This is a genomic window from Streptomyces rishiriensis, from assembly GCF_003112535.1.
Lineage (GTDB): Bacteria > Actinomycetota > Actinomycetes > Streptomycetales > Streptomycetaceae > Streptomyces > Streptomyces rishiriensis.
The window spans coordinates 47,900-71,406 of sequence record NZ_BEWA01000003.1; the positions used below are offsets into that span (position 1 = coordinate 47,900).

General features: G+C 72.3%; 25 protein-coding genes and 1 riboswitch. Of the genes, 14 read left to right on the forward strand and 11 right to left on the reverse strand.

The genetic code is table 11. From position 1 onward, the window contains the following. Positions 1-18 precede the first annotated feature (18 nt). Complete coding sequence (locus tag Sri02f_RS05055; protein WP_108999860.1) at positions 19-1,815, reverse strand: AMP-dependent synthetase/ligase; 1,797 nt, start codon at positions 1,813-1,815, stop codon at positions 19-21. 365 nt (positions 1,816-2,180) lie between these two features. On the opposite strand from Sri02f_RS05055, the gene Sri02f_RS05060 reads away from it, so the two are divergent. The 6 genes from Sri02f_RS05060 to Sri02f_RS05085 all read left to right on the forward strand — a co-directional run bounded on the left by Sri02f_RS05060 (position 2,181) and on the right by Sri02f_RS05085 (position 7,213). Continuing rightward, positions 2,181-2,936 carry a metallophosphoesterase family protein gene (locus Sri02f_RS05060; RefSeq protein WP_167467500.1) on the forward strand — a complete coding sequence of 252 codons (756 nt, stop codon included), beginning with the start codon at positions 2,181-2,183 and terminating at the stop codon, positions 2,934-2,936. Positions 2,937-3,016: 80 nt separating this feature from the next. Continuing rightward, positions 3,017-3,460 (forward strand): SRPBCC family protein, encoded by a 444-nt coding sequence (locus tag Sri02f_RS05065; protein ID WP_108999862.1) that lies wholly within the window; start codon positions 3,017-3,019, stop codon positions 3,458-3,460. A gap of 56 nt (positions 3,461-3,516) precedes the next feature. Beyond that, on the forward strand, positions 3,517-4,683 hold the full coding sequence (locus Sri02f_RS05070) for an ArsA family ATPase (RefSeq protein ID WP_108999863.1): 1,167 nt from the start codon (positions 3,517-3,519) through the stop codon (positions 4,681-4,683). An 80-nt stretch (positions 4,684-4,763) separates the two neighbouring features. Continuing rightward, a complete protein-coding gene (locus Sri02f_RS05075; protein WP_108999864.1) occupies positions 4,764-5,255 on the forward strand; it encodes a DUF5304 domain-containing protein in 492 nt (163 codons plus the stop codon). 67 nt (positions 5,256-5,322) lie between these two features. After that, positions 5,323-6,276: an ROK family glucokinase gene (locus Sri02f_RS05080; RefSeq protein ID WP_108999865.1), complete on the forward strand. Its 954-nt coding sequence runs from the start codon at positions 5,323-5,325 to the stop codon at positions 6,274-6,276. Between the two features lie 157 nt (positions 6,277-6,433). Next, entirely contained in the window at positions 6,434-7,213 is a 780-nt protein-coding gene (locus Sri02f_RS05085) for an endonuclease/exonuclease/phosphatase family protein (protein ID WP_108999866.1), read from the forward strand. On the opposite strand, the gene Sri02f_RS05090 is transcribed toward Sri02f_RS05085, so the two are convergent. Together Sri02f_RS05090 and Sri02f_RS05095 are read right to left on the reverse strand one after the other, a co-directional pair. Then, the gene (locus Sri02f_RS05090; protein ID WP_108999867.1) at positions 7,210-7,857 is read right to left on the reverse strand and encodes a hypothetical protein; all 648 of its coding nucleotides are present in this window, start codon (positions 7,855-7,857) and stop codon (positions 7,210-7,212) included. The genes Sri02f_RS05085 and Sri02f_RS05090 overlap by 4 nt on opposite strands. Beyond that, positions 7,850-8,629, reverse strand: coding sequence for an alpha/beta hydrolase (locus Sri02f_RS05095; protein WP_109000190.1), 780 nt, complete (start codon positions 8,627-8,629; stop codon positions 7,850-7,852). The genes Sri02f_RS05090 and Sri02f_RS05095 overlap by 8 nt, the downstream gene beginning before the upstream one ends. A gap of 160 nt (positions 8,630-8,789) precedes the next feature. Between Sri02f_RS05095 and Sri02f_RS05100 the strand changes: the two genes are divergently transcribed. Genes Sri02f_RS05100 through Sri02f_RS05115 form a run of 4 tightly spaced genes read left to right on the forward strand, consistent with a single transcriptional unit; the run spans position 8,790 to position 12,566 of the window. Beyond that, entirely contained in the window at positions 8,790-9,548 is a 759-nt protein-coding gene (locus tag Sri02f_RS05100) for a lysophospholipid acyltransferase family protein (RefSeq protein WP_069771245.1), read from the forward strand. A 23-nt stretch (positions 9,549-9,571) separates the two neighbouring features. Next, positions 9,572-10,810 (forward strand): MacS family sensor histidine kinase, encoded by a 1,239-nt coding sequence (gene macS, locus Sri02f_RS05105; RefSeq protein WP_108999868.1) that lies wholly within the window; start codon positions 9,572-9,574, stop codon positions 10,808-10,810. Between the two features lie 26 nt (positions 10,811-10,836). Further along, positions 10,837-11,484 (forward strand): response regulator, encoded by a 648-nt coding sequence (locus Sri02f_RS05110; RefSeq protein ID WP_108999869.1) that lies wholly within the window; start codon positions 10,837-10,839, stop codon positions 11,482-11,484. A 53-nt stretch (positions 11,485-11,537) separates the two neighbouring features. Next, positions 11,538-12,566 carry a 6-phosphofructokinase gene (locus tag Sri02f_RS05115; protein ID WP_108999870.1) on the forward strand — a complete coding sequence of 343 codons (1,029 nt, stop codon included), beginning with the start codon at positions 11,538-11,540 and terminating at the stop codon, positions 12,564-12,566. A 4-nt stretch (positions 12,567-12,570) separates the two neighbouring features. On the opposite strand, the gene Sri02f_RS05120 is transcribed toward Sri02f_RS05115, so the two are convergent. Together Sri02f_RS05120 and Sri02f_RS44000 are read right to left on the reverse strand one after the other, a co-directional pair. Beyond that, entirely contained in the window at positions 12,571-14,448 is a 1,878-nt protein-coding gene (locus Sri02f_RS05120; RefSeq protein ID WP_108999871.1) for an anthranilate synthase family protein, read from the reverse strand. A gap of 116 nt (positions 14,449-14,564) precedes the next feature. Beyond that, complete coding sequence (locus Sri02f_RS44000; protein ID WP_350818382.1) at positions 14,565-14,621, reverse strand: trp operon leader peptide; 57 nt, start codon at positions 14,619-14,621, stop codon at positions 14,565-14,567. Between the two features lie 107 nt (positions 14,622-14,728). Between Sri02f_RS44000 and Sri02f_RS05130 the strand changes: the two genes are divergently transcribed. Both Sri02f_RS05130 and Sri02f_RS05135 read left to right on the forward strand, forming a co-directional pair. Then, positions 14,729-16,081, forward strand: coding sequence for a class II 3-deoxy-7-phosphoheptulonate synthase (locus Sri02f_RS05130; RefSeq protein ID WP_108999873.1), 1,353 nt, complete (start codon positions 14,729-14,731; stop codon positions 16,079-16,081). Positions 16,082-16,196: 115 nt separating this feature from the next. Next, entirely contained in the window at positions 16,197-16,442 is a 246-nt protein-coding gene (locus tag Sri02f_RS05135) for a (2Fe-2S)-binding protein (protein WP_108999874.1), read from the forward strand. A 15-nt stretch (positions 16,443-16,457) separates the two neighbouring features. Here Sri02f_RS05135 and bfr read toward each other — a convergent pair whose 3' ends face one another. After that, complete coding sequence (gene bfr / locus Sri02f_RS05140; protein ID WP_108999875.1) at positions 16,458-16,937, reverse strand: bacterioferritin; 480 nt, start codon at positions 16,935-16,937, stop codon at positions 16,458-16,460. Positions 16,938-17,123: 186 nt separating this feature from the next. Between bfr and Sri02f_RS05145 the strand changes: the two genes are divergently transcribed. Then, on the forward strand, positions 17,124-17,756 hold the full coding sequence (locus Sri02f_RS05145; RefSeq protein ID WP_108999876.1) for a sulfite oxidase-like oxidoreductase: 633 nt from the start codon (positions 17,124-17,126) through the stop codon (positions 17,754-17,756). 13 nt (positions 17,757-17,769) lie between these two features. On the opposite strand, the gene Sri02f_RS05150 is transcribed toward Sri02f_RS05145, so the two are convergent. The 5 genes from Sri02f_RS05150 to thiO all read right to left on the reverse strand — a co-directional run bounded on the left by Sri02f_RS05150 (position 17,770) and on the right by thiO (position 22,925). Then, positions 17,770-18,657: a deoxyribonuclease IV gene (locus Sri02f_RS05150; RefSeq protein WP_108999877.1), complete on the reverse strand. Its 888-nt coding sequence runs from the start codon at positions 18,655-18,657 to the stop codon at positions 17,770-17,772. 34 nt (positions 18,658-18,691) lie between these two features. Beyond that, on the reverse strand, positions 18,692-20,620 hold the full coding sequence (pknB, locus tag Sri02f_RS05155; protein ID WP_167467487.1) for a Stk1 family PASTA domain-containing Ser/Thr kinase: 1,929 nt from the start codon (positions 20,618-20,620) through the stop codon (positions 18,692-18,694). Positions 20,621-20,742: 122 nt separating this feature from the next. Then, a complete protein-coding gene (locus tag Sri02f_RS05160; protein ID WP_108999879.1) occupies positions 20,743-21,537 on the reverse strand; it encodes a thiazole synthase in 795 nt (264 codons plus the stop codon). Positions 21,538-21,540: 3 nt separating this feature from the next. After that, positions 21,541-21,741: a sulfur carrier protein ThiS gene (thiS, locus tag Sri02f_RS05165; protein ID WP_109000191.1), complete on the reverse strand. Its 201-nt coding sequence runs from the start codon at positions 21,739-21,741 to the stop codon at positions 21,541-21,543. A gap of 17 nt (positions 21,742-21,758) precedes the next feature. Further along, positions 21,759-22,925 (reverse strand): glycine oxidase ThiO, encoded by a 1,167-nt coding sequence (thiO, locus tag Sri02f_RS05170; RefSeq protein ID WP_108999880.1) that lies wholly within the window; start codon positions 22,923-22,925, stop codon positions 21,759-21,761. After that, positions 22,923-23,034: riboswitch (TPP riboswitch) on the reverse strand. (Overlaps the previous gene by 3 nt.) A gap of 52 nt (positions 23,035-23,086) precedes the next feature. Between thiO and Sri02f_RS05175 the strand changes: the two genes are divergently transcribed. Next, entirely contained in the window at positions 23,087-23,494 is a 408-nt protein-coding gene (locus tag Sri02f_RS05175) for an avidin-fold protein (RefSeq protein ID WP_108999881.1), read from the forward strand. The last annotated feature ends 13 nt before the right edge of the window (positions 23,495-23,507 follow it).

The following is a 23,507-nucleotide window of genomic DNA, read 5'->3' on the forward strand; positions in this document are numbered from 1 at the left end:
GCAGGCCTTCAGGGGCCGCTACTTGGCGTAGATCGCCTCGATCTCGCCCGCATAGTCCTTCGCCACCACATTGCGCTTGAGCTTCAGCGACGGCGTGAGGTGGCCCGAGTCCTCCGTGAACTGGGAGGAGAGAATGCGGAACTTCCGCACCGATTCCGCCTTCGAGACCGCGGCGTTGCCGTCGTCGATCGCCGACTGGATGGCGGCCTGCAGGTCGGCGTCCTCGCGCAGCGACGCCGCGGTCGAACCCGCCGGCTTGCCGTGGTCGGAAGCCCAACGGCCCAGGAACTCCTCGTCGATGGTGACCAGCGCGCCCACGAACGGCCGCCCGTCGCCCACCACCATGCACTCCGCGACCAGCGCGTGCGCGCGGATGCGGTCCTCGATCACGGCCGGGGCGACGTTCTTGCCGCCCGCGGTGACGATGATCTCCTTCTTGCGGCCGGTGATCCTGAGGTAGCCGTCCTCGTCGAGGGTGCCGATGTCGCCGGTGTGGAACCAGCCGTCGGCCAGCGCCTCCGCGGTCGCGCCCGGGTTGTTCCAGTACTCCTTGAACAGGTGCTCGCCGTGCAGCAGCACCTCGCCGTCGTCCGCGATCCGCACCACCGAGCCGGGCAGCGGCTGACCGACCGTGCCGATCTTCTGCCGGTCCCACGGGTTGAACGCGGTCGCGGCACAGGACTCCGTCAGGCCGTAGCCCTCCAGGACGGTGAAGCCGATGCCGCGGAAGAAGTGACCGAGGCGCTCGCCCAGCGGGGCGCCGCCCGAGATCGCGTACTCGCCCTTGCCGCCGAGCACCGCGCGCAGCTTGCTGTAGACCAGCTTGTCGAACACCTTGTGCTTGATCTTCAGTTTCAGCGGCGGCCCGGCCGGCAGTTCCAGCGCCTTGCTGTACGCGATGGCGGTGTCCGCCGCCTTGTCGAAGATCGCGCCCTTGCCGTCCGCCTGCGCCTTGGCGCGCGCCGAGTTGTAGACCTTCTCGAAGACCCGCGGCACGCCCAGGATCAGCGTCGGGCGGAAGGACGCCAGCTCGTCGGTGAGGTTCTTGATGTCCGGGACCGTGCCGAGCTTGATCGGCGCCATCATCGGGGCGATCTGCACCAGCCGGCCGAAGACGTGCGCGAGGGGCAGGAACAGCAGGACGCTGCACTCGCCCGTGCGGAACAGCGGCCGCAGCCGCTCCACGACGTTCCCGCACTCGGCGAAGAAGCTGCGGTGGGTGAGCACACAGCCCTTGGGCCGGCCGGTCGTGCCCGAGGTGTACACGATCGTCGCGGGGTCGTCCGCCCTGGCCTGCGAGCTGCGCTCCTCGACGACCTGGTCGGAGACGTCCCTGCCGAGGCGCCCGAGCTCCTCGACGCCGCCCGCCTCGATCTGCCAGACGTGCTTGAGCGCCGGCAGCGACTCGCGCACCGACTCCACGGCCGCCGCGTGGGCGTCCAGCTCGACGACGACGGCCGTCGCGCCGGAGTCCGAGAGGATCCACTGCACCTGCTCGGCGGAACTGGTCTCGTAGACGGGCACGGTGACCGCGCCCGCGCACCAGATCGCGAAGTCGAGCAGCGTCCACTCGTAGCGGGTGCGCGACATCAGGCCCACCCGGTCGCCGGGCTGGACGCCGGAGGCGATGAGGCCCTTGGCGGCCGCGTGCACCTCGGCGAGGAACGCCGTGGCCGTCACGTCCTGCCAGACGCCGTCCGCCTTGCGGGCGATGACGGCGACGTCGGGATGCTGCGCGGCGTTTCTGCGGACGATATCGGTCAGATTGCCGTCCGCAGGGACCTCGTACAAAGCCGGAAGGCTGAACTCGCGCAAGACTGCTGCTCCTCATAGGGCGCCGGCGCCACGACGTTGTGCGATGCGACGGTGCGGTCCAAGGCTCGGGCTGCGCTCAGGATCTCGGCGAACCCCGTGGATCCGGTGAATCTCGGTGGTTGAAATCCTGAGCACGACTGGACTGCCCGGACGTTACCCGCCGGTATGGCCTCTTCGACAGGGGGGTCCGACGAGATGTTCGCTGCGTCACACAGATTGGTGTCTCCCGGCCGACACTAGTCCACCACTTTACTGACTGGCCAGTAACCGGTATTCCGGCCGCCACTGTTCACGTATGCCGCACACGCCTACCCTTGATCGACATGGCATCCACACCGTCCGGAAATCCCAGGACACGCATTCACGTGGTCAGCGACGTGCACGGCAACGCGCGCGACCTGGCCCGGGCCGGGGACGGCGCCGACGCGCTGATCTGCCTGGGCGACCTCGTCCTGTTCCTGGACTACGCCGACCACTCCCGCGGCATCTTCCCCGACCTCTTCGGCGTGGAGAACGCCGACCGCATCGTCGAGCTGCGCACCGCCCGCCGCTTCGAGGAGGCCCGTGAACTCGGCGCCCGGCTGTGGGGCGGCGTCGGCGGCGACCGGGCGGCGCTGATCGAGCAGGCGGTCCGCAGGCAGTACGGCGAGATGTTCCCCGCCTTCCCGACGCCGACCTACGCCACCTACGGCAATGTCGACATGCCTCAGCTGTGGCCCGAGTTCGCCGGACCCGGCACGACCGTCCTCGACGGAGAGCGGGCAGAGATCGGCGGCCGCGTCTTCGGCTTCGTGGGCGGCGGTCTGCGCACCCCGATGCGCACCCCGTACGAGATCAGCGACGAGGAGTACGCGGCCAAGATCGAGGCCGTCGGCGAGGTGGACGTGCTGTGCACCCACATCCCGCCGGAGGTGCCGGAACTCGTCTACGACACCGTGGCCCGCCGCTTCGAACGCGGCAGCCGCGCCCTGCTGGACGCGATCCGCCGCACCCGGCCCCGCTACTCCCTGTTCGGCCACGTCCACCAGCCGCTCGTACGCCGGATGCGGATCGGGGCGACCGAGTGCGTCAACGTGGGGCACTTCGCGGGCAGTGGCAGGCCTTTCGCCCTGGAGTGGTGAAATCGCCCGACCGACCGCGCGGTAGCCTTCACGCTGCACACACGTACCCTTACGGGCCCGCATCCGGAGGAGCCACGGCGATGGCGGAACACACCAGCTCGAGCATCACGATCGAGGCGGCACCGGCCGACGTCATGGCGGTGATCGCCGACTTCGCCCGCTACCCGGACTGGACCGGAGAGGTGAAGCAGGCAGAGGTCCTCAAGGAGGACGCGCAGGGCCGCGCCGAACAGGTACGCCTGGTCATGGACGCCGGCGCGATCAAGGACGACCAGGTCCTCGGCTACACCTGGACCGGCGAGCGCCAGGTGTCCTGGACGCTGGTGAAGTCCCAGATGCTGCGCCAGCTCGACGGCTCCTACCTCCTCGAGCCGGCCGGCGCGGGCGGCACCCAGGTCACCTACCGGCTGACCGTGGACGTCAAGATCCCCATGCTGGGCATGATCAAGCGCAAGGCCGAGAAGGTCATCATCGACCGGGCGCTGGCGGGCCTGAAGAAGCGGGTGGAGTCGGGAGAGAAGTAGGACGCAGGCCCGCGGGCGCGATCTCCGCGGCGGCCCGACCGGTAGCGTTCCCCCTCATGCGCACCCTCCTGATCACCGGCCCCGGCGGCAGCGGCCGTACGACAGTCGCGGCCGCCACGGCTCAGCGCGCGGCGGCGGAGGGCGCCCGCACCCTCGTCCTCAGCGCCGACCGCACCGACACCCTCGGCGCGGCGCTCGGGGTGCGCACCGGACCGGCCCCCGTGAACGTCGCCCCGCGCCTCACCGCCTGGCGCCCCGACGCCGCGGCCGGCTTCCGCGACGACCTCGCCGGCTTCCAGGAACGGGCCGCGACCGTCCTCGACCTGCTCGGCGCCTCCCGGCTCGACCCGGAGGAGGTCACCCCTCTCCCCGGCGCCGAGGAGCTGACCCTGCTGCGCGCCCTGCGCGACGCCGCGCTCGCCGAGGCGCACGACCTTGTCGTCGTCGACCTCCCGCCCGCCCCGCAGGCCCTCGCCCTGCTGGCCCTCCCGGAGGAACTGCGCCGCTACCTGCGTCGCCTGCTCCCGCCCGAACGCCAGGCGGCCCGCGCCCTGCGCCCCATGCTCGGCCGGCTCGCCGGCGTGCCGATGCCCGCCGAGTGGCTCTACGAGACGACGGCCCGCTGGGACACGGAGCTGGCCGCCGTCGAGGCCGTCCTGGCCGACCGGGGGACCGCCGTACGGCTCGTCGCCGAGCCCGGACCGGCCGGCGCCGACGCGATCCGCGACGCCCGCCTCGGCCTGGCCCTGCGAGCCCTGCCCGTCGAGTCGCTCGTCGCCAACCGGGTCCTGCCGGACGACGCCGCCGACGACGGCCCGCTCGGCCGGCTCGTCACCCAGCAGCGCAAGACCCTTCAGGAGTGGGACGGGGCGGCCCGTCCCGTCCCCCACCTCGGCCACGACCCCCGCGGCGCCGACGACCTCGCCGCGCTCGCCGCCCCCGCCGTCAACCCGGCCGCCTCCCCGGTCGAGTGGCCCGTCGCCGACCGGCTCGCGCAGGACGGCGTGCTCGTCTGGCGCCTCCCGCTGCCCGGAGCCGTGCGCGACGAACTCGACCTGGTCCGGCGCGGGGACGAACTCGTCGTCACGACCGGGCCGTTCCGCCGCATCGTCGCGCTGCCCTCCGTGCTGCGCCGCTGCACCGTCGAGGGCGCCGCCCTGCGCGACGGCGAGCTGTGCGTGCGCTTCGCGCCGGATCCCGGTCTGTGGCCGCGGACCCGGTGAACGGCATACCGCCGTTCGGGTAACGTCGTAAGGACGAGCCGCGGCCAGGCCCGTCAACCCGCAGTCGTCAGGAGTCCGCCATGAGCGAAGAGCGCCCCACGCCCGACGCCGCCGGGGAGCCCGCCGGCGCAGACGCCGCCGAGGAACCGCGCGTGAGCGACGCCGACGCCTGGGCCACCGCCGCCGCCGAGGACCTGGCGGCGGAGAAGGCCCGCCGCCGCGCCGAGCACGGCCCGCCGCAGGGCTCGGCCGCCGACGAGCTGCGCAAGCTCGTCGACGCCGTCAGCGACAAGTTGTCGTCGATCCAGTCCCCGCTGCTCGGGGCCGTCGCCGGGCCCGCCGCCCAGCAGGCCGTCCGCCAGGTCGTCCAGCAGGCCAGGGCCGCCGTGGAGCCCGTCATCGAGCGCAACCCGGACGTCTTCGACCACCTCGCGGCGGCCGGCAGCGAGCTCCTGGCCGCCTACCGCTCGGCCGTCCAGACCCAGGAGCGGCGCTGGACCGCCGGGGCCGGCGAGCCGGGCCGTGAGGGCGGCGACGACACCGGTCCCGGCCAGCGCATCGACTTGGACTGAAGCCTTCCCGGGGCAGGGGCTCGGGTACGGTTGGCCGTAGCGGGGCTCGACCGAAACTGAGGGATTCATGGGACTCACCATCGGCGTCGACATCGGCGGCACGAAGATCGCGGCCGGCGTGGTCGATGAGGAAGGCAGCATTCTGTCGACCCACCAGGTGCCGACCCCGGGCACGCCCGAAGGCATCGTGGACGCCATCGCCGCCGCCGTCGACGGCGCGCGCGTGGGGCACGACATCGTCGGTGTGGGCATCGGCGCAGCCGGTTACGTCAACCGCCAGCGCTCGACGGTCTACTTCGCGCCCAACATCGACTGGCGCCAGGAGCCGCTGAAGGACAAGGTCGAAGCCCGCGTCGGTCTGCCCGTCGTCGTGGAGAACGACGCCAACGCCGCCGCGTGGGGCGAGTACAAGTTCGGTGCGGGCAAGGGCCACCGCAACGTCATCTGCATCACGCTCGGCACCGGCCTCGGCGGCGGCATCATCATCGGCAACAAGCTGCGCCGCGGTCACTTCGGCGTCGCCGCCGAGTTCGGCCACATCCGCATGGTGCCGGACGGCCTGCTGTGCGGCTGCGGTTCACAGGGCTGCTGGGAGCAGTACGCCTCCGGCCGCGCCCTGGTGCGCTACGCCAAGCAGCGCGCCAACGCGACCCCGGAGAACGCCGAGATCCTGCTCGGCCTCGGCGACGGCAGCCCGGAGGGCATCGAGGGCAAGCACATCTCCATGGCCGCCCGTCAGGGCGACCCGGTCGCCGTCGACTCCTACCGCGAGCTCGCCCGCTGGGCCGGCGCCGGTCTCGCCGACCTCGCGTCCCTCTTCGACCCCTCCGCGTTCATCGTCGGCGGCGGCCTCTCCGACGAGGGCGAACTGGTCCTCGACCCGATCCGCAAGTCCTACAAGCGGTGGCTGGTCGGCGGCAACTGGCGCCCGGTGGCCGACGTCATCGCGGCCCAGCTGGGCAACAAGGCCGGCCTGGTCGGCGCGGCGGACCTGGCCAGGGAGCCCGACCCGATCATGTAGTCGTGCCGGTCGTCGCACGGGCGTCGTAGCGCACGTCCTGGCCGCCGTACCGCCGGTCCGGGCCGCCGTACGAGGCGACAGCGGTAACACGGGGGCTGCTCGCAGCCCCCGTTCGCCTTTCCGGACGTAGCGGACGGGGCGGCGTATCTTGATCGCTATGCCGACGACCTCGCCGCTTCCGAACTCCCGCACCGAGCCCGACGGTTCGGCCGTCATCCGGGTCCTCAGCTACAACGTCCGCTCCCTGCGGGACGACACCGACGCCCTCGCCCGCGTCATCACCGCCTGCGCCCCCGACCTGGTCCTCCTCCAGGAGTCGCCGATCTTCTTCCGCTGGCGCAAGAAGCTGGCCCGGCTCGCCGCCGCCACCGGCCAGGTGATCCTGACCGGCGGCGGCACGGCCGCCGGACCGGCGATCCTCTGCTCGCTGCGCGCCACCGTCGAACGCACCGAGGACGTGCTGCTGCCGCTCACCCCGGGGGAGTTCCGGCGCGGCCTCGCCACCGCCGTGGTCCGCTTCGGCGGCGCCCGCGTGGGCGTCGTCAGCTGTCATCTGGGGCTGACGGCGGCCGAGCGCCACGAGCAGGGCGGCATGCTCCTGGACCGGCTGGCCGGCATGGGCGTGGAACACGTGATCGCGGGCGGCGACCTCAACGAACGGCCCGACGGACGCACCTTCGGCCGGCTCGCCGCGGCCCTTCAGGACTGCCGCACCGCGGCGCCCTGGGGGAGCGAGCACACGTTCCCCGCCTCCGGGCCGGACCGCCGCATCGACGGGATCTTCGTCACGCAGGGCGTGCAGGCTCTGGGCTGCGGGGTGCCGCACGGGCTGCCCGGAGTCACCGAGGCCGATCTGCGCGCGGCCACGGACCACCTCCCGGTCCTGGCCGCCCTCAGAGTTCCCGCCGCCCCCGACGTCCCGCCGCCGGCCGGCTAGACGACCGCTCCGCGTCCCGGATCGCCCTCGTCCTCGTCGTCCGTGCGCATCCGCATCACCAGCGTGGCGAAGCCGCCGAGGAAGCCGCCGACGCAGACGGTCGACAGCCACCACGTCATCTCCCAGCCCAGCAGCACCGCGAGCAGGAGCAGCACCGGTCCGCCGATCACCCCGAGCCAGGCGAACTTGGCCGTGGTGTCGGCGGCGGGCAGCGGCGGCGGCTCCGGCGGGACGAAGTGGCCCTCGCCGTCCTCGTCGTCCTCGTCGACGGACCCCTCGGCCGGCTCGGCCGGCGTGTGGTCGCGCGGGCCGACGCCGGGCGCGAAGGCGACCGAGCTGCCCAGGGGCTTGGCCGGATTCTTCTCCTCGCCGGGGTCCTTCACGGGCTCTTCGCCCGCTTTCGTCCCCGACTCCTCGTCGTTCGCCTCGACCTCGAGGAGCGCCAGGTCCTCGACCGACTTGAACGGCTTGGCGCCCGGCGGGTCCGGCGGCTCCTCGCCGTACCCGGCGACGATCGCGGCCCACGCGGCGGCCTCGTCGAAGGGCACGCTCTGCTCCTCCGGCTCGTGGCCCCGGCGGGCGTCCAGGCCGTCCCGCTCGTCCCGGTTCTCCCGGTCCTCGCGGTCGGAGTCGTGCTCAGCCACCTACGGCCGTCCCTTCCTTGCCGACACTGGGCGCGATCCGGGCGATGAACGCGTAGCTCTCCTCGAAGATCCGGTCCGCATCGTGGTCCAACGTTGCCACGTGGTAACTCTGTTCCAGGAGGATCTCGGTCACGTCCGTCGACGACACCCGGCTGAGCACCCGGGCCGAGTCGGCCGGCGGCACCACGTGGTCGTGCACGCTGTGCAGAAGCAGCAGCGGCTGGGTGACCTGCGGCAGTTCGCCGTCGACCAGCCGCAGGAAGGTCCGCAGGGAGTGCGCCGAGTGCAGCGGCACCCGGTCGTAGCCGCTCTCCAGGACGCCCTCCCTGGCGATGTCGCTGGTGATCCCCTTCGTCGTGCGGACGACGTGGCGGGCCACCGGAAGGGCGTACGCGGACAGACCGTGGACCTTGTTCGCGGGGTTGACGACGACGACGCCGTCCACCCCTTCCCCGTGCCGGGCGGCCAGCCGCAGGGCCAGCGCACCGCCCATGGACAGACCGGCCACGAACACCCGTGCGCACCGGCGGCGCAGAGCGCGCAGCTCGCGGTCCACCTCCGCGTACCAGTCCTGCCAGCCGGTGAGCGCCATGTCCTCCCAGCGCGTGCCGTGACCCGGCAGCAGCGGCAGCGAGACGGTGAGGCCCTGCCCGGCCAGGTGCCGTGCCCAGGGGCGCAGCGACTGCGGGGATCCGGTGAAGCCGTGACAGAGGAGCACTCCGACCTCCCCGCCCTCATGGCGGTACGGCTCGGCTCCAGGAAGGACCGGCACCATCGGTCTCCTGTCTTCGTCTGTTCTTCATGGGAGGGATGTGTGCTTCACCGTACGCGACCCCACTGACGCCGACCAGGGCCGCCGGAGCCTTTGCCGCCACGGGCGGGTTAAGGTCTGTGCGACACAAACAGGAGGCATTCGCTTGTTGTACGGCGCGATGAAGGTCGCTATCGGGGGACCGTTGAAGGTCACCTTCAGGCCCTGGGTGGAAGGCCTCGAGAACATCCCCGACGAAGGCCCCGCGATCCTGGCGAGCAACCACCTGTCCTTCTCGGACTCGTTCTTCCTGCCCGCGGTCCTCGACCGCAAGGTCACCTTCATCGCGAAGGCCGAGTACTTCACCACGCCCGGTGTGAAGGGCCGGCTGACGGCGGCCTTCTTCAAGGGCGTCGGCCAGCTCCCGGTGGACCGCTCCGGCGGGCGCGGCGCAGGCGAGGCCGCGATCAGGAGCGGCATGGACGTGCTGGAGCGCGGTGAGCTGTTCGGCATCTACCCGGAGGGCACGCGCTCGCCCGACGGCCGGCTCTACCGGGGCAAGCCCGGCGGCCTCGCGCGCGTGGCGCTCGCCTCGGGCGCGCCCGTGATCCCGGTCGCCATGATCGACACGGAGAAGATCCAGCCGCCCGGGAAGGTCCTCCCGAAGATCATGCGGCCCGGCATCCGCATCGGCAGGCCGCTGGACTTCAGCCGCTACCAGGGCATGGACCACGACCGCTTCGTGCTGCGCGCCGTGACCGACGAGGTCATGTACGAGATCATGAAGCTCTCCGGCCAGGAGTACGTCGACATGTACGCGACCGCCGCCAAGCGGCAGATCGCGGAGGCGGCGAAGGCCGAGAAGGAAGCGGAGAAGGCCGCGAAGGCGGCTCTCGCGCAGGCCGAGAAGGAACAGGCGAAGAAGGACGAAGAGCAGTAGTCGGCAGGCCGGGGGGCGGGCGGATGGCCAGGCGCGAGGCAGTGCTGAGGATGTCGGTCGAGCTGCCGCTGTGGCGTGCGCTCGCCGGGTACCGGGTGCTCACCATGCTGTACGCGGTGGGCTTCTTCGCCACCGCCTACGACGGGTTCGAGCGCCCCTGGGTCGCCGTCGTCTACTACTGCGTGCTCTTCGTGTGGACCGTGGCCACCCTGCCCAAGGTCGCGAACGCGGCGAGCTGCACCAAACGCTTCCTCGCCGCCGACCTGACCGTCGCGCTGACCGGCATCATGCTCACGGCCGTCGCGGACAGCCACGCGCGCATCCAGTCGGGCGGGCCGACGCTGCCGTCGATATGGACCGCCGGCTCGGTCCTGGCGTTCGCCATCAAGGGCGGCTGGCGCTGGGCGGCGTTCGCGTCCACGGCCGTCGCGGTGACCAACCTGGTCGAGCGCGGCGCCCCGGCCCGCGACACCGTGCACAACGTCGTCCTCGTGTGGGTCGCCTCCATCGCCATCGGCTACGTCGTCGAGGTCGCCCGCGCCTCCGAGCGCACCCTCGCCCGCGCCCTGGAGATCGAGGCGGCGACCCGGGAGCGGGAGCGCCTCGCCCGGGACATCCACGACGGCGTGCTGCAGGTGCTGGCCATGGTGCAGCGGCGCGGCGCGGTCATCGGCGGTGAGGCGGCCGAGCTGGGGCGGATGGCCGGCGAACAGGAGGTCGCGCTGCGCACGCTGGTCTCCGGCGGTCTCGTGCCGATCTCCCGGATCTCCCGGGACGCGGCCGACGGCGCCGTCGTCCACGCCGTCGACGAGCCCGCGCCGCAGGCGTCCGAGCCGGACGGCCCCCTCGATCTGCGCGCCCTGCTCGCCGCCTTCGCCGCCGCCCGCGTCAACCTCGCCGAGCCCGGCGCCCCGGTGATGCTGCCGGCGCCCGCCGCGAGGGAGCTGGCGGCGGCGGTCGGGGCCGCCCTGGACAACGTGCGCAGACACGCCGGCGACGACGCCCGCGCGTGGATCCTCGTCGAGGACGAGCCCGACGCGGTGATCGTCACCGTGCGGGACGACGGGCCGGGCATCCCCGAGGGGCGGCTGGCGCAGGCCGAGGGCGAGGGGCGGCTCGGCGTGGCCCAGTCGATCCGCGGCCGGCTGCGCGACCTCGGCGGCGGCGCCGAGCTGATCTCCACGCCGGGGCAGGGCACGGAGGTCGAACTGACGGTACCGAAGGAGAAGATCGTGCAGCGGGGGAAGGCGGGATCGCGGTGAGCGGGCGACAGGATCCGATCAGGGTCATGGTGGTCGACGACCACCCGATGTGGCGCGACGCGGTCGCCCGGGATCTGGCGGAGGCGGGCCTGGACGTGGTCGCCACGGCCGGCGACGGCGAGCAGGCCGTACGCCGCGCCAAGGCCACCACGCCCGACGTGCTCGTGCTGGACCTGAACCTGCCGGCGAAGCCGGGTGTGCAGGTGTGCAGGGAGGTCGTCGCCGCCGACCCGGCCCTGCGGGTGCTCGTGCTGTCGGCGAGCGGCGAGCACGCCGACGTGCTGGAGGCGGTGAAGTCCGGCGCGACCGGCTACCTGCTGAAGTCGGCGTCCACCGAGGAACTGCTGGACGCGGTGCGCCGTACGGCCGTCGGCGACCCGGTGTTCACTCCCGGCCTGGCCGGACTGGTCCTCGGCGAGTACCGCCGGCTGGCCTCCGACCCCGGGCCGGCCGCCGGCGGCGACGAGCCGAACGCGCCCCGGCTGACCGACCGGGAGACCGAGGTGCTGCGCCTGGTCGCCAAGGGCCTGAGCTACAAGCAGATCGCCGAGCGTCTCGTCATCTCCCACCGCACGGTGCAGAATCACGTCCAGAACACCCTCGGCAAGCTCCAGCTGCACAACAGGGTCGAACTGGTGCGATACGCCATTGAGCGAGGTCTCGACGACGAGTGAGGGACGAGCGACACTGACCCCTCGTCAGGCAGTAACGGCGAAGGGACTCGTCCATGCGCGTCGGAGTACTGACCGGAGGCGGGGACTGCCCCGGCCTCAACGCCGTCATCAGGGCGGTCGTCCGCAAGGGCGTCCAGGAGTACGGCCATGACTTCATCGGCTTCCGGGACGGTTGGCGCGGTCCCCTGGAAGGGAGGTCGGTCCCTCTCGGCATCCCCGCCGTGCGCGGCATCCTCCCGCGCGGCGGCACCGTCCTCGGATCCTCGCGGACCAACCCCCTCAAGGAGGAGGACGGCGTCCGCCGCATCAAGGACACCCTCGCGCGCCAGCGGGTGGACGCCCTCGTCACCATCGGCGGCGAGGACACCCTGGGCGTCGCGGCCCAGCTGTCCGACGAGTTCGGGGTGCCCTGCGTCGGCGTCCCGAAGACGATCGACAACGACCTGTCCGCCACCGACTACACCTTCGGCTTCGACACCGCGGTCGGCATCGCCACCGAGGCCATCGACCGGCTGCACACCACCGCCGAGTCCCATATGCGGGTCCTCGTGGTCGAGGTGATGGGCCGTCACGCGGGCTGGATCGCCCTCCACTCCGGCCTGGCGGGCGGCGCCAACGTCATCCTCATCCCCGAGCAGCGCTTCGACATCGAGCAGGTGTGCGCCTGGGTGGCCTCCCGCTTCCGGTCGTCGTACGCCCCGATCGTGGTGGTCGCCGAGGGCGCGATGCCCCGGGACGGCGACGTGGTGCTGAAGGACGGGTCGCTGGACTCCTACGGGCATGTGCGGCTGTCCGGCGTCGGCGAGTGGCTCGCCAAGGAGATCGAGCGCCGGACCGGGAACGAGGCCCGTACGACGGTCCTCGGTCATGTCCAGCGCGGCGGCACCCCGAGTGCCTTCGACCGCTGGCTCGCCACCCGCTTCGGCCTGCACGCCGTCGACGCCGTCCACGAGGGCGACTTCGGCAAGATGGTCGCCCTGCGCGGCACGGACATCGTCCGCGTGCCGATCGCCGAGGCGACGGCCCGCCTGAAGACCGTCGACCCCGAGCTCTACGCGGAGGCGGGGGTGTTCTTCGGCTGAGCCGCTACGAGCGCAGCCGCGTCTCGCGGAGGCGGGCGACCGCCTCCCGCACCACGGCCGCGCCGTTCAGCGTCAGCACCGACTCCGGATGGAACTGCACCCCGCCGAACCCGGGCCCGCGCACGGCGTGCACCTCCCCGTTCGGGGCCCGGCTCACCTCCACCCCGTGCACGGCGAGCCTCCGTGCGCCCTCGTCGTCGCACCGCGCCACGAAGCTGTTGTAGAAGCCGACGGTCTCGGCCCGCCCGAACAGGTCGATCACCGTCTGCGCCCCCTGGTACGGCACCTCCTTGCGGACGATGTCCAGCCCCAGCTCGGCCGCGATCAGCTCGTGCCCGAGGCAGACGCCGAGCACCCCGTGCCGGTGCTCCCGCAGCAGCTCGGCGGTGAGCTCCCTCAGGAACCGCATCTTCGGGTCGTCCGGGTCGCACGGGTCGCCGGGGCCGGGCCCCAGCACCACCGGCCCCGCGTGCGCGCGCACCGCCTCCCGCAGCCCCTCCTCGTCGTAGCGCCGCACGCTCACGTCGAGACCGCCGGAGCGCAGCATGTGCCCGAGCATCGCGGTGAAGGTGTCCTCGGCGTCGACGACGAGCGCGTGCCCGGCCAGGTCCCCGGTCCGCTCCTGCATCCGCAGCCAGAACGGCGCGAGCGAGGCACGGCGTCCGTCGAGCGCGGCCCGCACCCGGGGGTCGTCGGCGAGCCGCGGCCGCCCGTCCCCCGCGCGCGGGGGACGGGCCCGCACCCCCAGCGCCGCCAGCACCCCCGCGGCCTTGGCGTGCGTCTCGGCCACCTCGCCCGCCGGGTCCGACCCCCGCACCAGCGTGGCCCCGACCGGCACCCGCAGCCCTCCGGCCGCGTCGATGTCGGCGGTGCGGATGAGGATGGGGGAGTCGAGGGTCTGTGCCCCGCCCGGGTCCCGTCCCAGCAGGGCCAGCGCTCCCGCGTAGTACGCCCGCCCCACACCGTCCGGCCCGAGGGGCTCGTGGCGCTCGATGACCCGGCAGGCGTTCTGCACCGGCGAGCCGGTCACGGTCGCCGCGAACATGGTCTCCTTGAGCACCTCGCGCACGTCCAGCGAGGACTTCCCGCGCAGTTCGTACTCCGTGTGCGCGAGGTGCGCCATCTCCTTCAGACGCGGCCCGACCACCACCCCGCCCATGTCGCCGACGGTGCACATCATCTTGAGCTCCTCGTCGACGACCATCGACAGCTCCTCGATCTCCTTGCCGTCGGCGAGGAAGTGCAGCAGGCCCTCGGGGGTCGGCCCCTGGACGGGATACCGGTACGTCCCGCTGATCGGGTTCATGACGACCGTGCCCCCGGACATCCGCACATGGACCTCGGGGCTGGCCCCCACCAGCGTCCTGTCCCCGGTGTGCACGACGAAGGTCCAGTACGCCCCGCGCTCGCCCTCCAGGAGCCGCCGGAACAGGGCCAGGGCGTCGGCCCGGGAGAAGCCGGGGATCTCGCCCCGGTAGGTCCGCCGGATCACGAAGTTGGCGCCCTCGCCCCGGCCGATCTCGTCCCGCAGCACGCGTCCGACGATCCGCGCGTACTCCTCGTCGTCCACGTCGAAGCCGCCGTCCTCGACGCCCACCCGGTGCGCGGGAAGCTGGTCGAGCACGGTGGAGAGCGGGATCTCGTGCCGTTCCTCGGGGGTCAGCACGCTCAGCGGGGTCCCGTCGTCGCGCACCTCGAACCCGCGCTCGCGGATCTGCCGGAAGGGGACGAGCGCCAGCCCCTCGTCGGGGAGGTCGGCCAGCCGGTCGTGGACGGCGACCGGGCCGAGGAGCAGTTCCACGAGGTTCTCGTCGCGGCCCGGCGTGCGGCGGCGCAGCAGGGCGAACGGGCGGGGGTCGGTCAGCAGGTCGAGCAGATGCATGGGGCGTGTCCTTCTCGCTGGGAGCTGGGAGGAGCTGTCAGGAGAGGGACGGCCGGCCCGGAAACACCGAAGGCCGCCCCTCGGGGCGGCCTTCGCGACGTCTTGGGTACGCGCAGTCAGCGGGCCGCCGGATGAGCGGTCCACCACCAGTTCTGGGTCGAAAGCGCGAACATGGGCCGCACCCTACCCCACGCGCCCCGGGTCCACAGGTGAGCGCCGTGATGTCTCACCTGTCGAGCCGTGCGAAAACGACTCGACACGACCCCGTAATGTGGGGGGCGTGACCGTGAACGCGAAGACCGGCGCCAGCGCCGGCAACACCTGGCGAGACCTGCCCGCGGCGCAGCAGCCCGAGTACCCCGACACCGAGGCTCTGCGCGCAGTGATCGCGGACCTCGAGTCGTATCCGCCGCTCGTCTTCGCGGGCGAGTGCGACCAGCTGCGCGCCCGGTTGGCGGCCGTCGCCAAGGGAGAGGCGTTCCTCCTCCAGGGCGGCGACTGCGCCGAGGCCTTCGACGCGGTGTCCGCCGACCACATCCGCAACAAGCTCAAGACCCTGCTCCAGATGGGCGCGGTGCTGACGTACGCGGCCTCCGTGCCGGTCGTCAAGGTCGGCCGCATCGCCGGCCAGTACTCCAAGCCGCGCTCCAAGAGCACGGAGACGCGCGACGGCGTGACCCTGCCGACGTACCGCGGCGACTCGGTCAACGGCTTCGACTTCGACGAGAAGTCCCGCATCCCGGACCCCGAGCGGCTGAAGCGGATGTACAACGCGTCCGCCTCCACGCTCAACCTGGTGCGCGCGTTCACCACCGGCGGCTACGCCGACCTGCGCCAGGTGCACGCCTGGAACCAGGACTTCGTGAAGTCGTCCCCGTCCGGTCAGCGCTACGAGCAGCTCGCCCGCGAGATCGACAACGCGCTGAACTTCATGCACGCCTGCGGGGCCGACCCGGAGGAGTTCAAGACGGTCGAGTTCTTCGCCTCGCACGAGGCGCTGCTGCTCGACTACGAGTCCGCGCTCACCCGCGTCGACTCCCGCACCGGGCGGCTGTACGACGTCTCGGCGCACATGGTGTGGATCGGCGAGCGCACCCGGCAGCTGGACCACGCGCACATCGAGTTCGCCTCGAAGATCCGCAACCCGATCGGCATCAAGCTCGGCCCGACGACCACGGCCGAGGAGGCGCTGCAGTACATCGAGCGTCTCGACCCCGACCGCGAGCCCGGCCGGCTGACCTTCATCGTCCGCATGGGCGCCGACAAGGTCCGCGACAAGCTGCCCGAGCTGGTCGAGAAGGTCACCGCCTCGGGCGCGACCGTGGCCTGGATCACCGACCCGATGCACGGCAACACCTACGAGGCGGCCTCGGGTCACAAGACCCGTCGCTTCGACGACGTGCTCGACGAGGTCAAGGGCTTCTTCGAGGTCCACAAGGGCCTCGGCACCCACCCGGGCGGCATCCACGTCGAGCTGACCGGCGACGACGTCACCGAGTGCGTGGGCGGCGGCGACGAGATCTTCGTCGACGACCTCCACCAGCGCTACGAGACCGCCTGTGACCCGCGTCTGAACCGCAGCCAGTCCCTGGACCTGGCGTTCCTGGTGGCGGAGATGTACCGCGACCAGTAGGCGCACGCGCAAGGGCGGTGGGGCGCGGATCACACACGATCCGCGCCCCACCGCCCTTTTGCACTCCACGGGACGCCGGGTAAGGTTAGGTTAGCCTTATTGATCTCGGCGGGAGGTGAACCGCGTGTACGTCTGCAGCTGCTTCGGCGTGACCGAGGCGCAGGTCCAGCGGCACGTGGACGACGGAGCCTGCACCCCCCGCCAGGTCGCCTCCGCCTGCAAGGCCGGCACCGACTGCGGCTCGTGCGTCCGCCGTATCCAGGCGCTCCTCGGCCGGGGAGCCTCTTCGCGCCGCGACCTCGCCGGCCGCGGGGAACCGGCGCTCACCGGATTCGAGGACACGGCCGCGGCGGCTGCCTAGCTCCGTTCGGGCCGGTCAGCTCTCCGGCTGTTCGATCAGCTGCGCGATGTACAGCGCCTCACCGAGCTTCTCCACCAGCTCCAGCTGGGTGTCGAGGTAGTCGATGTGGTGCTCCTCGTCCTCCAGGATCGACTCGAAGATGTTCGCCGAGGTGATGTCGCCCTTCTCGCGCATCACCTTGATGCCGCGCTTGAGGCGGTCGATCGCCTCGACCTCGACCTGCCGGTCGGCCTCGAACATCTCCCTGACCGTCTGCCCGACCCGCACGTGGAAGAGCCGCTGGTAGTTCGGCAGGCCGTCCAGGAAGAGGATCCGGTCGGTGAGCACCTCGGCGTGCTTCATCTCGTCGAACGACTCGTGCCGCGTGTACTTCGCGAGCTTCGTCCAGCCGAAGTTCTCCTGCATCTTGGCGTGGAGGAAGTACTGGTTGATGGCGGTGAGCTCGCCGGTGAGCTGCTCGTTGAGGAACTCGATGACCTCGGGGTCGCCCTGCATCGCAGAGGCTCCTTCCACGTCGGGACTGCGGGGAGGTTGCCGCCGCATGATTTCACCGGTGCCGAAGATCGTCCAGTAAGTGCGTACTTAGTAAGTTGGTCCTTGCTTGGAAGCAGTTGCCCGATTCGGGATATGCCCGGTCATGGCTGGTCATGTGCACCGTCCCAGGTCTGTCAGGATGGAGTCATGGGTCATCCGGTGGAGCGCGCGTCTGGAGAAGAAGCGGTGTCCGAGCTCCCGCCGGGTCAGCGACTGCAGCGCGGCTGGCCGGTCACCCACTACGGCCCGGTGCCCAAGTTCCGGCCCGAACGCTGGGACTTCCGGGTCTTCGGCGCCACCGCCGACAGCGAGAAGCACTCCTGGAACCACGAGGAGTTCACGGCCCTGCCGTACGCCTCCGTCATGGCCGATCTGCACTGCGTGACGAAGTTCAGCATGCTCGGCGCGGAGTGGGGCGGGATCCCGGCCCGTACGATCCTCGACATCGCGCCGCCCGCCCCGAACGTCACCCATGTGATGGTGTGGGCCGAGTACGGCTTCAGCTCGAATCTGCGCCTGGCCGACTTCGTCGCCGAGCGCACGATCTTCGCCACCCACAAGGACGGCGAACTGCTCACGGCGGAACACGGCTTCCCCCTGCGGCTCGTCGTCCCCCACCTGTACGCCTGGAAGGGCCCCAAGTGGGTCCGGGGCGTCGAGTACATGACCGCCGACCGGCGCGGCTTCTGGGAGGAGCGCGGCTACCACAACGTCGGCGACCCCTGGCGGGAACAGCGCTACTCGTACCAGGAGGAGCCGGGGGACGGCCCCGAGCTCTGACCCGGCCGGCGCCTCAGCCGTCCCGGAGCTTCTTCAGCCGCTCCACGTCCGCGGCGTGGCCTTCCTTGCCGCCCGGCGTCTCGATGATCAGCGGGACGCCCGCGGTCGCCGGATGGGTCATCAGCGCCCGGAACGGTTCCTCGCCGATGTGACCCGAGCCGATGCTCTCGTGCCGGTCCTTGTGAGCGCCGACGACGTCCTTGGAGTCGTTGGCGTGGATCAGCTTCAGCCGCCCCTCGCCCACCGTGTCCACCAGCAGGTCGAGCGTCTGGTGCATGCCGGCCGGGCCGGTCAGGTCGTGCCCGGCCGCGAAGACGTGGCAGGTGTCGAGGCAGACGCCCAGCTTGGGATGGGCGTCCAGCGCCTCGAAGTACGGCCCGAAGTCCCAGGTCCGGGAGCAGAGCGAGGAGCCCTGGCCGGCGGTGGACTCCAGCAGCAGGAACGGGTCGTCCTCGTGGGTGAGCTCGTCCAGCAGCGGCAGCAGATGCTCGCGCACCTGCTTCAGCGCCACCGACCGGTCGCGTCCGCCGGTCGCGCTGCCCGTGTGCACGACCACGCCCAGGGCCCCGATCGCCCGTCCGCGGCGCAGCGAGTGCCGCATCGACTCCACCGACCTCTCCACCGTCGCCTCCGTGTGCGAGCCGAAGTTGATGAGGTACGGCGCGTGCACGTAGGCCGGGACCGACTCCGCCGCGCACCGCTCCCGGAACGCCTCGTCCTGACGGGGGCTCCCGACGGGCGTGGCCCAGCCGCGCGGGTTGGCCACGAACACCTGGACCGTCTCGGCCCCCAGGTCGTGGGCGTACGACATGCCCACGTCGTGCAGACCGCCGGCCACGGGGACATGGCTGCCGACGGGATTGCGGGAGGGGAACGGGGAGGAGGGGGCTGCGGAACTCACCCGCTCAGGGTGTCACGCCCGCCGGCCCCGCCGGTCACCGGATGGTGATCGTGATCGTCGACCCCTTGGGCGCGGTGTCGCCGGCCGTCACGGACTGCTTCTTCACGGTGTCGCCGAACAGCCCGAGCAGTCCCCGGTCCTCCTTGACCTCGAACCCGGACTGCTCCAGGAGCGACGTGGCGTCGTCGACGCTCGCGCCCACCACGTCCGGGACCTCGACCATCTCCGGGCCCTTGGACAGCGTCAGCGTCACGGTGCCGCCGACGGCGAGCCGGCCGCCCTCCTTGGGCGTCTGTGCCGCGACCTTCCCCTTGTCGAACTCGGAGTCGACCTGCTGCGCGGCGATCCTCACCTTCAGACCGGCCTCCTGCAGCTCGGTCCGGGCGTCGTTCAGGTCGTCGCCGGTGACGTCGGGGACGTCGACCGGGCTGCCCTTGCTCACGACGAGCGAGACCGCGGCGCCCGCGCGGCGCTGCACGCCCGCCTCGGGGTCGGTGCCGATCACCGCGCCCCGGTCCACGTCGTCGCTGAACTCCTCGGTGACCAGGCCCGGTTCCAGGCCGCCCTCCTTGAGCGACGCCTCGGCCTTGTCCAGCCGCGAGCCCCGCACGTCCGGCACCTTCACCATCTCGGGGCCGTCGGAGAGGGTGAGCGTCACGGCGTCGTGCTTGCGGATCCGGGCGCCCGGCCGGGGGTCGGTGTCCAGGACCGTGCCACGCTTGACGGTGTCGCTGTGCCGGTGGTCGACCTTGCCCACCTTCAGTCCGGCCGCCTCCAGCCGCTTCCTGGCCTCGGCCTCCTTCTGGGTCAGCACCGCCGGGACCTTGGTGAACTGACCGGAGTTGATGTACCAGACGCCCGCGCCCACGCCGAGCACCAGCAGCAGGGCGGTGACGAGCGCGAGCACCCCGCGCCGGGGCCGTGCGAAGCGGCGCCGGGGCGGCAGGGGCGGCGGGCTGTGGAACCGGGAGGTGCGGTGGACCGCGGCCTCGTCGTCCCCGTCGATCGGCAGCGGTCGCGGCACCGTGAGCGAGCGCGGGATCACGCTGGTGCGGTCCTCGGCGATGTCGTGCCCGGCGGAGACGGCCTGCGGGGGCAGCGCGTCCAGCTGCTCCTCGCTGAGCGCGCCGTGCGCCTCCCGCGCCTCGCCCAGCAGCGCGACGGCGTCGGGCGGCCGAAGGCCGGGCGTGCGGGCGGTGGCGACGGCGACCAGTTCGTCCAGCGCGAGCGGCAGGCCCGGGACGACGGCCGACGGCGGCGGAACGTCGTCGTGGAGGTGCTTGTAGAGCACGATCGCCGGGGAGTCCCCGTCGTGCGGCTTCTCGCCGGTGAGCATCTCGTAGAGCACGACCCCGCACGCGTAGACGTCGACCCGGGGGTCGGCCGCGCCGGGCTGCTCGATCTGCTCGGGGGCGAGATAGGCGACGGTGCCGAGCACCGCGCCGGTGGTGCTGGTGACGGTGTCCACGGATCGCACGAGCCCGAAGTCGGCGACCTTGACCCGCCCGTCGTCCCCTATCAGCACGTTCTCGGGCTTCATGTCCCGGTGCACGAACCCGGCCCGGTGCGCGGCGCCCAGCGCCGCGAGCACGGGCTCCAGGATGTCGAGGGCGGCCCTCGGCTGCAGCGCCCCGCGCTCGCGCAGCACGTCACGCAGCGTGCAGCCGGCGATGTACTCCATGGCGAGGTAGACGTACGACCCGTCAGCACCCTGGTCGAACACCTGTACGACGTTCGGGTGGGCGAGACGGGCGACGGACTTCGCCTCCCGGATGAACCGCTCGACGAACGCGCCGTCGGCGGCCAGCGCCGGATGCATCACCTTGAGGGCGAGCACGCGGTCGAGGCGGGTGTCCACGGCCCGGTAGACCGTGGCCATCCCGCCGACCGCGATCCGCGCCTCGACGCGATACCGGCCGTCGAGCACCTGCCCGACCAGAGGGTCCTGAAGGGTCGTGTCCACGCAGGTGAGTGTACGAGCCGCCGCTGACACCTCGCCGGTCCCGCCGGGATCGCAGCCCTACTGCAGCCGACCTGTGACGCGCGTCGCGGTACCCGGACGTCACCACCGTCACCGCACACGGGTCAGAACGCGGGACGCTCCGGGTCCAGCGAGGCCAGGCCCGCGACGGGGGACGAGGCCTGCGCGAACCAGCGGCGCGGGATGCGGCCCGCCAGCCGGGCCAGCCGTCCCGCCTCGACGCCGGCCCGCATGGCGGACGCCATCCGTTCGGGATCCTGCGCCCGCGTCACCGCCGACGCCAGCATCACTCCCGCACACCCCAGCTCCATCGCCAGCGCCACGTCCGACGCCGTGCCGGCGCCCGCGTCCAGGATCACCGGCACGCGCGCGTGCTCCACGATCAGCTGGAAGTTGTGCGGGTTGCGGATGCCCAGGCCGGAGCCGATCGGGGAGCCCAGCGGCATGACCGCGGCGCATCCGACGTCCTCCAGCCTGCGCGCCAGCACGGGATCGTCGTTGGTGTACGGCAGCACCGTGAAACCGTCGTCCACCAGCGTCTCGGCCGCGTCCAGCAGCTCGACCGGGTCCGGCAGCAGCGTCCGCTCGTCGGCGATGACCTCCAGCTTGACCAGATCCGTCCCGAGCGCCTCCCTGGCCAGCCGCGCCGTCAGCACGGCCTCGCCGGCCGTGAAGCACCCCGCCGTGTTCGGCAGCACCCGGATGCCCAGCCGCTCCAGCACGGACAGCACCGAGCCGTGCACCGTGGGGTCCACACGGCGCATCGCGACCGTCGTCAGCTCGGTCCCGGACGCCACCAGCGCCCGTTCCAGCACGTCCAGGCTGGGGGCGCCCCCCGTGCCCATGATCAGCCGCGAGGAGAAGGCCAGGCCCCCGAGGACGAAGGAGTCGTCGGCCATGGCTCAGCCCCCCTGGACCGCGGTGAGGATTTCCACGCGGTCGCCCTCGCGCAGAGCCGTCGAGGGCCACTGCGCGCGCGGGACGACGGTCTCGTTGAGCGCGGCGGCCACCCCGGAGGGCGCCCGCGTCAGGGACCGCACCACGCTGTCGAGAGCGGTGCCGGGAGCGAACTCCCGCGGCTCGCCGTTGACCGAGACGTTCAGACGCGTGCTCAGGGTGCTCATGCGGACTGCTCCGAGAGTGCGGCGACGCCGAAGCGCCGGGGTGTGAAGGGACGTGCCTCGTCCGGGAGTTCCCCGGTGGCCAGGACCTGCGCCATCGCGTCACCGGTCACCGGCGTCAGCAGCACGCCGTTGCGGTAGTGCCCGGTCGCCAGCGACAGCCCCGCCAGCCCGGTCGGCCCGAGCAGCGGCGCGTTGTCCGGGGACGCGGGACGCAGTCCCGCGCGCGTCTCGGTGAGCGGCAGCTCGGTGATCCCCGGGACCAGCTCATGGGCGTCGCGCAGCAGCTCGTAGACGCCCCCCGCCGTCACCGTCGTGTCCCAGCCCAGCTCCTCGCTGGTCGCGCCGACCACCAGCTCGCCGTTCTCCCGCGGCACCAGGTAGACCTGGCTGCCGCGCACCACGGCCCGCACGGTGCGGCTCAGGAACGGCGCGTACCGCTGCGGCACGGTCAGCCGCAGCACCTGCCCCTTGACGGGCCGCACCGGCGCCACCACGTCCGGCGGGACCCCCGCGAGCCGTCCGCTCAGGCTGCCGCCGGCGAGCACCACCTGCCCCGCCGCCAGCGCCGTGCCGTCCCGGGCGACGATCCCCGCGGCACGCTCGCGCACCACGGTCAGCCGCTCCGCCCAGGACCGGCGGAAGACCACGCCCGCCCGCTCGCACGCGCTCACCAGGGCCCGCGCGAGCCGCCGCGGGTCGACCTGGTGGTCGCCGTCCACCCGCAGCCCGCCGCGCACCCCCGGCGCGAGCATCGGCTCCAGACGCCGGCACTCGCGCCCCGACAGCCACTCCGACTCCAGCCCCGACTGCCGCTGCAGCGCGTGCAGTTCGCGCAGATGGGCCCGGTCGTCGGCGTCCAACGCCACCGCCAGCGTGCCGCACCGCCGGTAGCCGAGGTCCCGCCCGGTCAGCTCCGTGAGCTCGGCCGCGAAGTCCGGATAGCGCCGGGCCGACGCCAGATTGAGGCCGAGCAGCGTCTGCTCGCCGTGGTGCAGTTCCGTGACGGCGGCCAGCATCCCGGCGGCCACCTGGGCGGCCCCGCCGCCCGGGTCCGGGTCCACCACCGCCGTGGCCAGACCGCGCTGCGCGGCCCGCCAGGCCGTGACCAGCCCGATGATCCCGCCCCCGATGACGAGGACGTCTGACGTACGCGGAGACGACATGGGCGTCCAGCCCCTCCCTTCGCCGGCATGACCCGGATCAGGTTCGTACGGTCGGAGGCCGCCAGCCTCCCTCTCAGCCCGGTGCGTCCGGGCTCCCGCGAGTGCTCTACGGTGGCCACCCTAGCCCGCCGCCGCACACCGCAGTAAGGGAGCCACCGCGCATGGCCCGGTCACTAAACGGCCTCGTCCTCGCCCCCGTGGCCGACCAGGCGCCCGGCCAGGTCGGCGTCCGCACCCGCTTCGCGTACCACGAGCGGGACGGGGCGGTCTGGGCCGACTACGCGGGCGGCGACGTCGTACGCGGGCATCTCCTGGGTACCCGGGAGGGAGACCGGCTCGACTTCCGGTACGTCCAGCTCAAGCGCGACGGGACGACGTCCTCGGGGCACTGCGTGTCCACGGTCGTCGACCTGCCCGACGGCCGGGTGCGCCTCGAGGAGAGCTGGGAGTGGGAGTCGCGGCCCGGCAGCGGCACGAGCGTCGTGGAGCAACTCTCCAACGGCACGCACGGCACGCACGGCACGCACGGCACGGACGGTGTGGAGCAGGTCACGGAGCACGACGGCTGACTGACTGATCGTC

Bases quoted from the DNA above. Each gene is read 5' to 3' on its own strand.
- Sri02f_RS05070 (WP_108999863.1), top strand. From the start codon at position 3,517: ATGCGCACCCTCCTGATCACCGGCCCCGGCGGCAGCGGCCGTACGACA.
- Sri02f_RS05075 (WP_108999864.1), top strand. From the start codon at position 4,764: ATGAGCGAAGAGCGCCCCACGCCCGACGCCGCCGGGGAGCCCGCCGGC.
- Sri02f_RS05175 (WP_108999881.1), top strand. From the start codon at position 23,087: ATGGCCCGGTCACTAAACGGCCTCGTCCTCGCCCCCGTGGCCGACCAG.
- bfr (WP_108999875.1), bottom strand. From the start codon at position 16,937: ATGCAGGGCGACCCCGAGGTCATCGAGTTCCTCAACGAGCAGCTCACC.
- Sri02f_RS05110 (WP_108999869.1), top strand. From the start codon at position 10,837: ATGGTGGTCGACGACCACCCGATGTGGCGCGACGCGGTCGCCCGGGAT.
- Sri02f_RS05065 (WP_108999862.1), top strand. From the start codon at position 3,017: ATGGCGGAACACACCAGCTCGAGCATCACGATCGAGGCGGCACCGGCC.
- Sri02f_RS05160 (WP_108999879.1), bottom strand. From the start codon at position 21,537: ATGGCCGACGACTCCTTCGTCCTCGGGGGCCTGGCCTTCTCCTCGCGG.
- Sri02f_RS05080 (WP_108999865.1), top strand. From the start codon at position 5,323: ATGGGACTCACCATCGGCGTCGACATCGGCGGCACGAAGATCGCGGCC.
- Sri02f_RS05115 (WP_108999870.1), top strand. From the start codon at position 11,538: ATGCGCGTCGGAGTACTGACCGGAGGCGGGGACTGCCCCGGCCTCAAC.
- macS (WP_108999868.1), top strand. From the start codon at position 9,572: ATGGCCAGGCGCGAGGCAGTGCTGAGGATGTCGGTCGAGCTGCCGCTG.
- Sri02f_RS05120 (WP_108999871.1), bottom strand. From the start codon at position 14,448: ATGCATCTGCTCGACCTGCTGACCGACCCCCGCCCGTTCGCCCTGCTG.
- Sri02f_RS05085 (WP_108999866.1), top strand. From the start codon at position 6,434: ATGCCGACGACCTCGCCGCTTCCGAACTCCCGCACCGAGCCCGACGGT.
- Sri02f_RS05145 (WP_108999876.1), top strand. From the start codon at position 17,124: ATGGGTCATCCGGTGGAGCGCGCGTCTGGAGAAGAAGCGGTGTCCGAG.
- Sri02f_RS05100 (WP_069771245.1), top strand. From the start codon at position 8,790: ATGAAGGTCGCTATCGGGGGACCGTTGAAGGTCACCTTCAGGCCCTGG.
- thiO (WP_108999880.1), bottom strand. From the start codon at position 22,925: ATGTCGTCTCCGCGTACGTCAGACGTCCTCGTCATCGGGGGCGGGATC.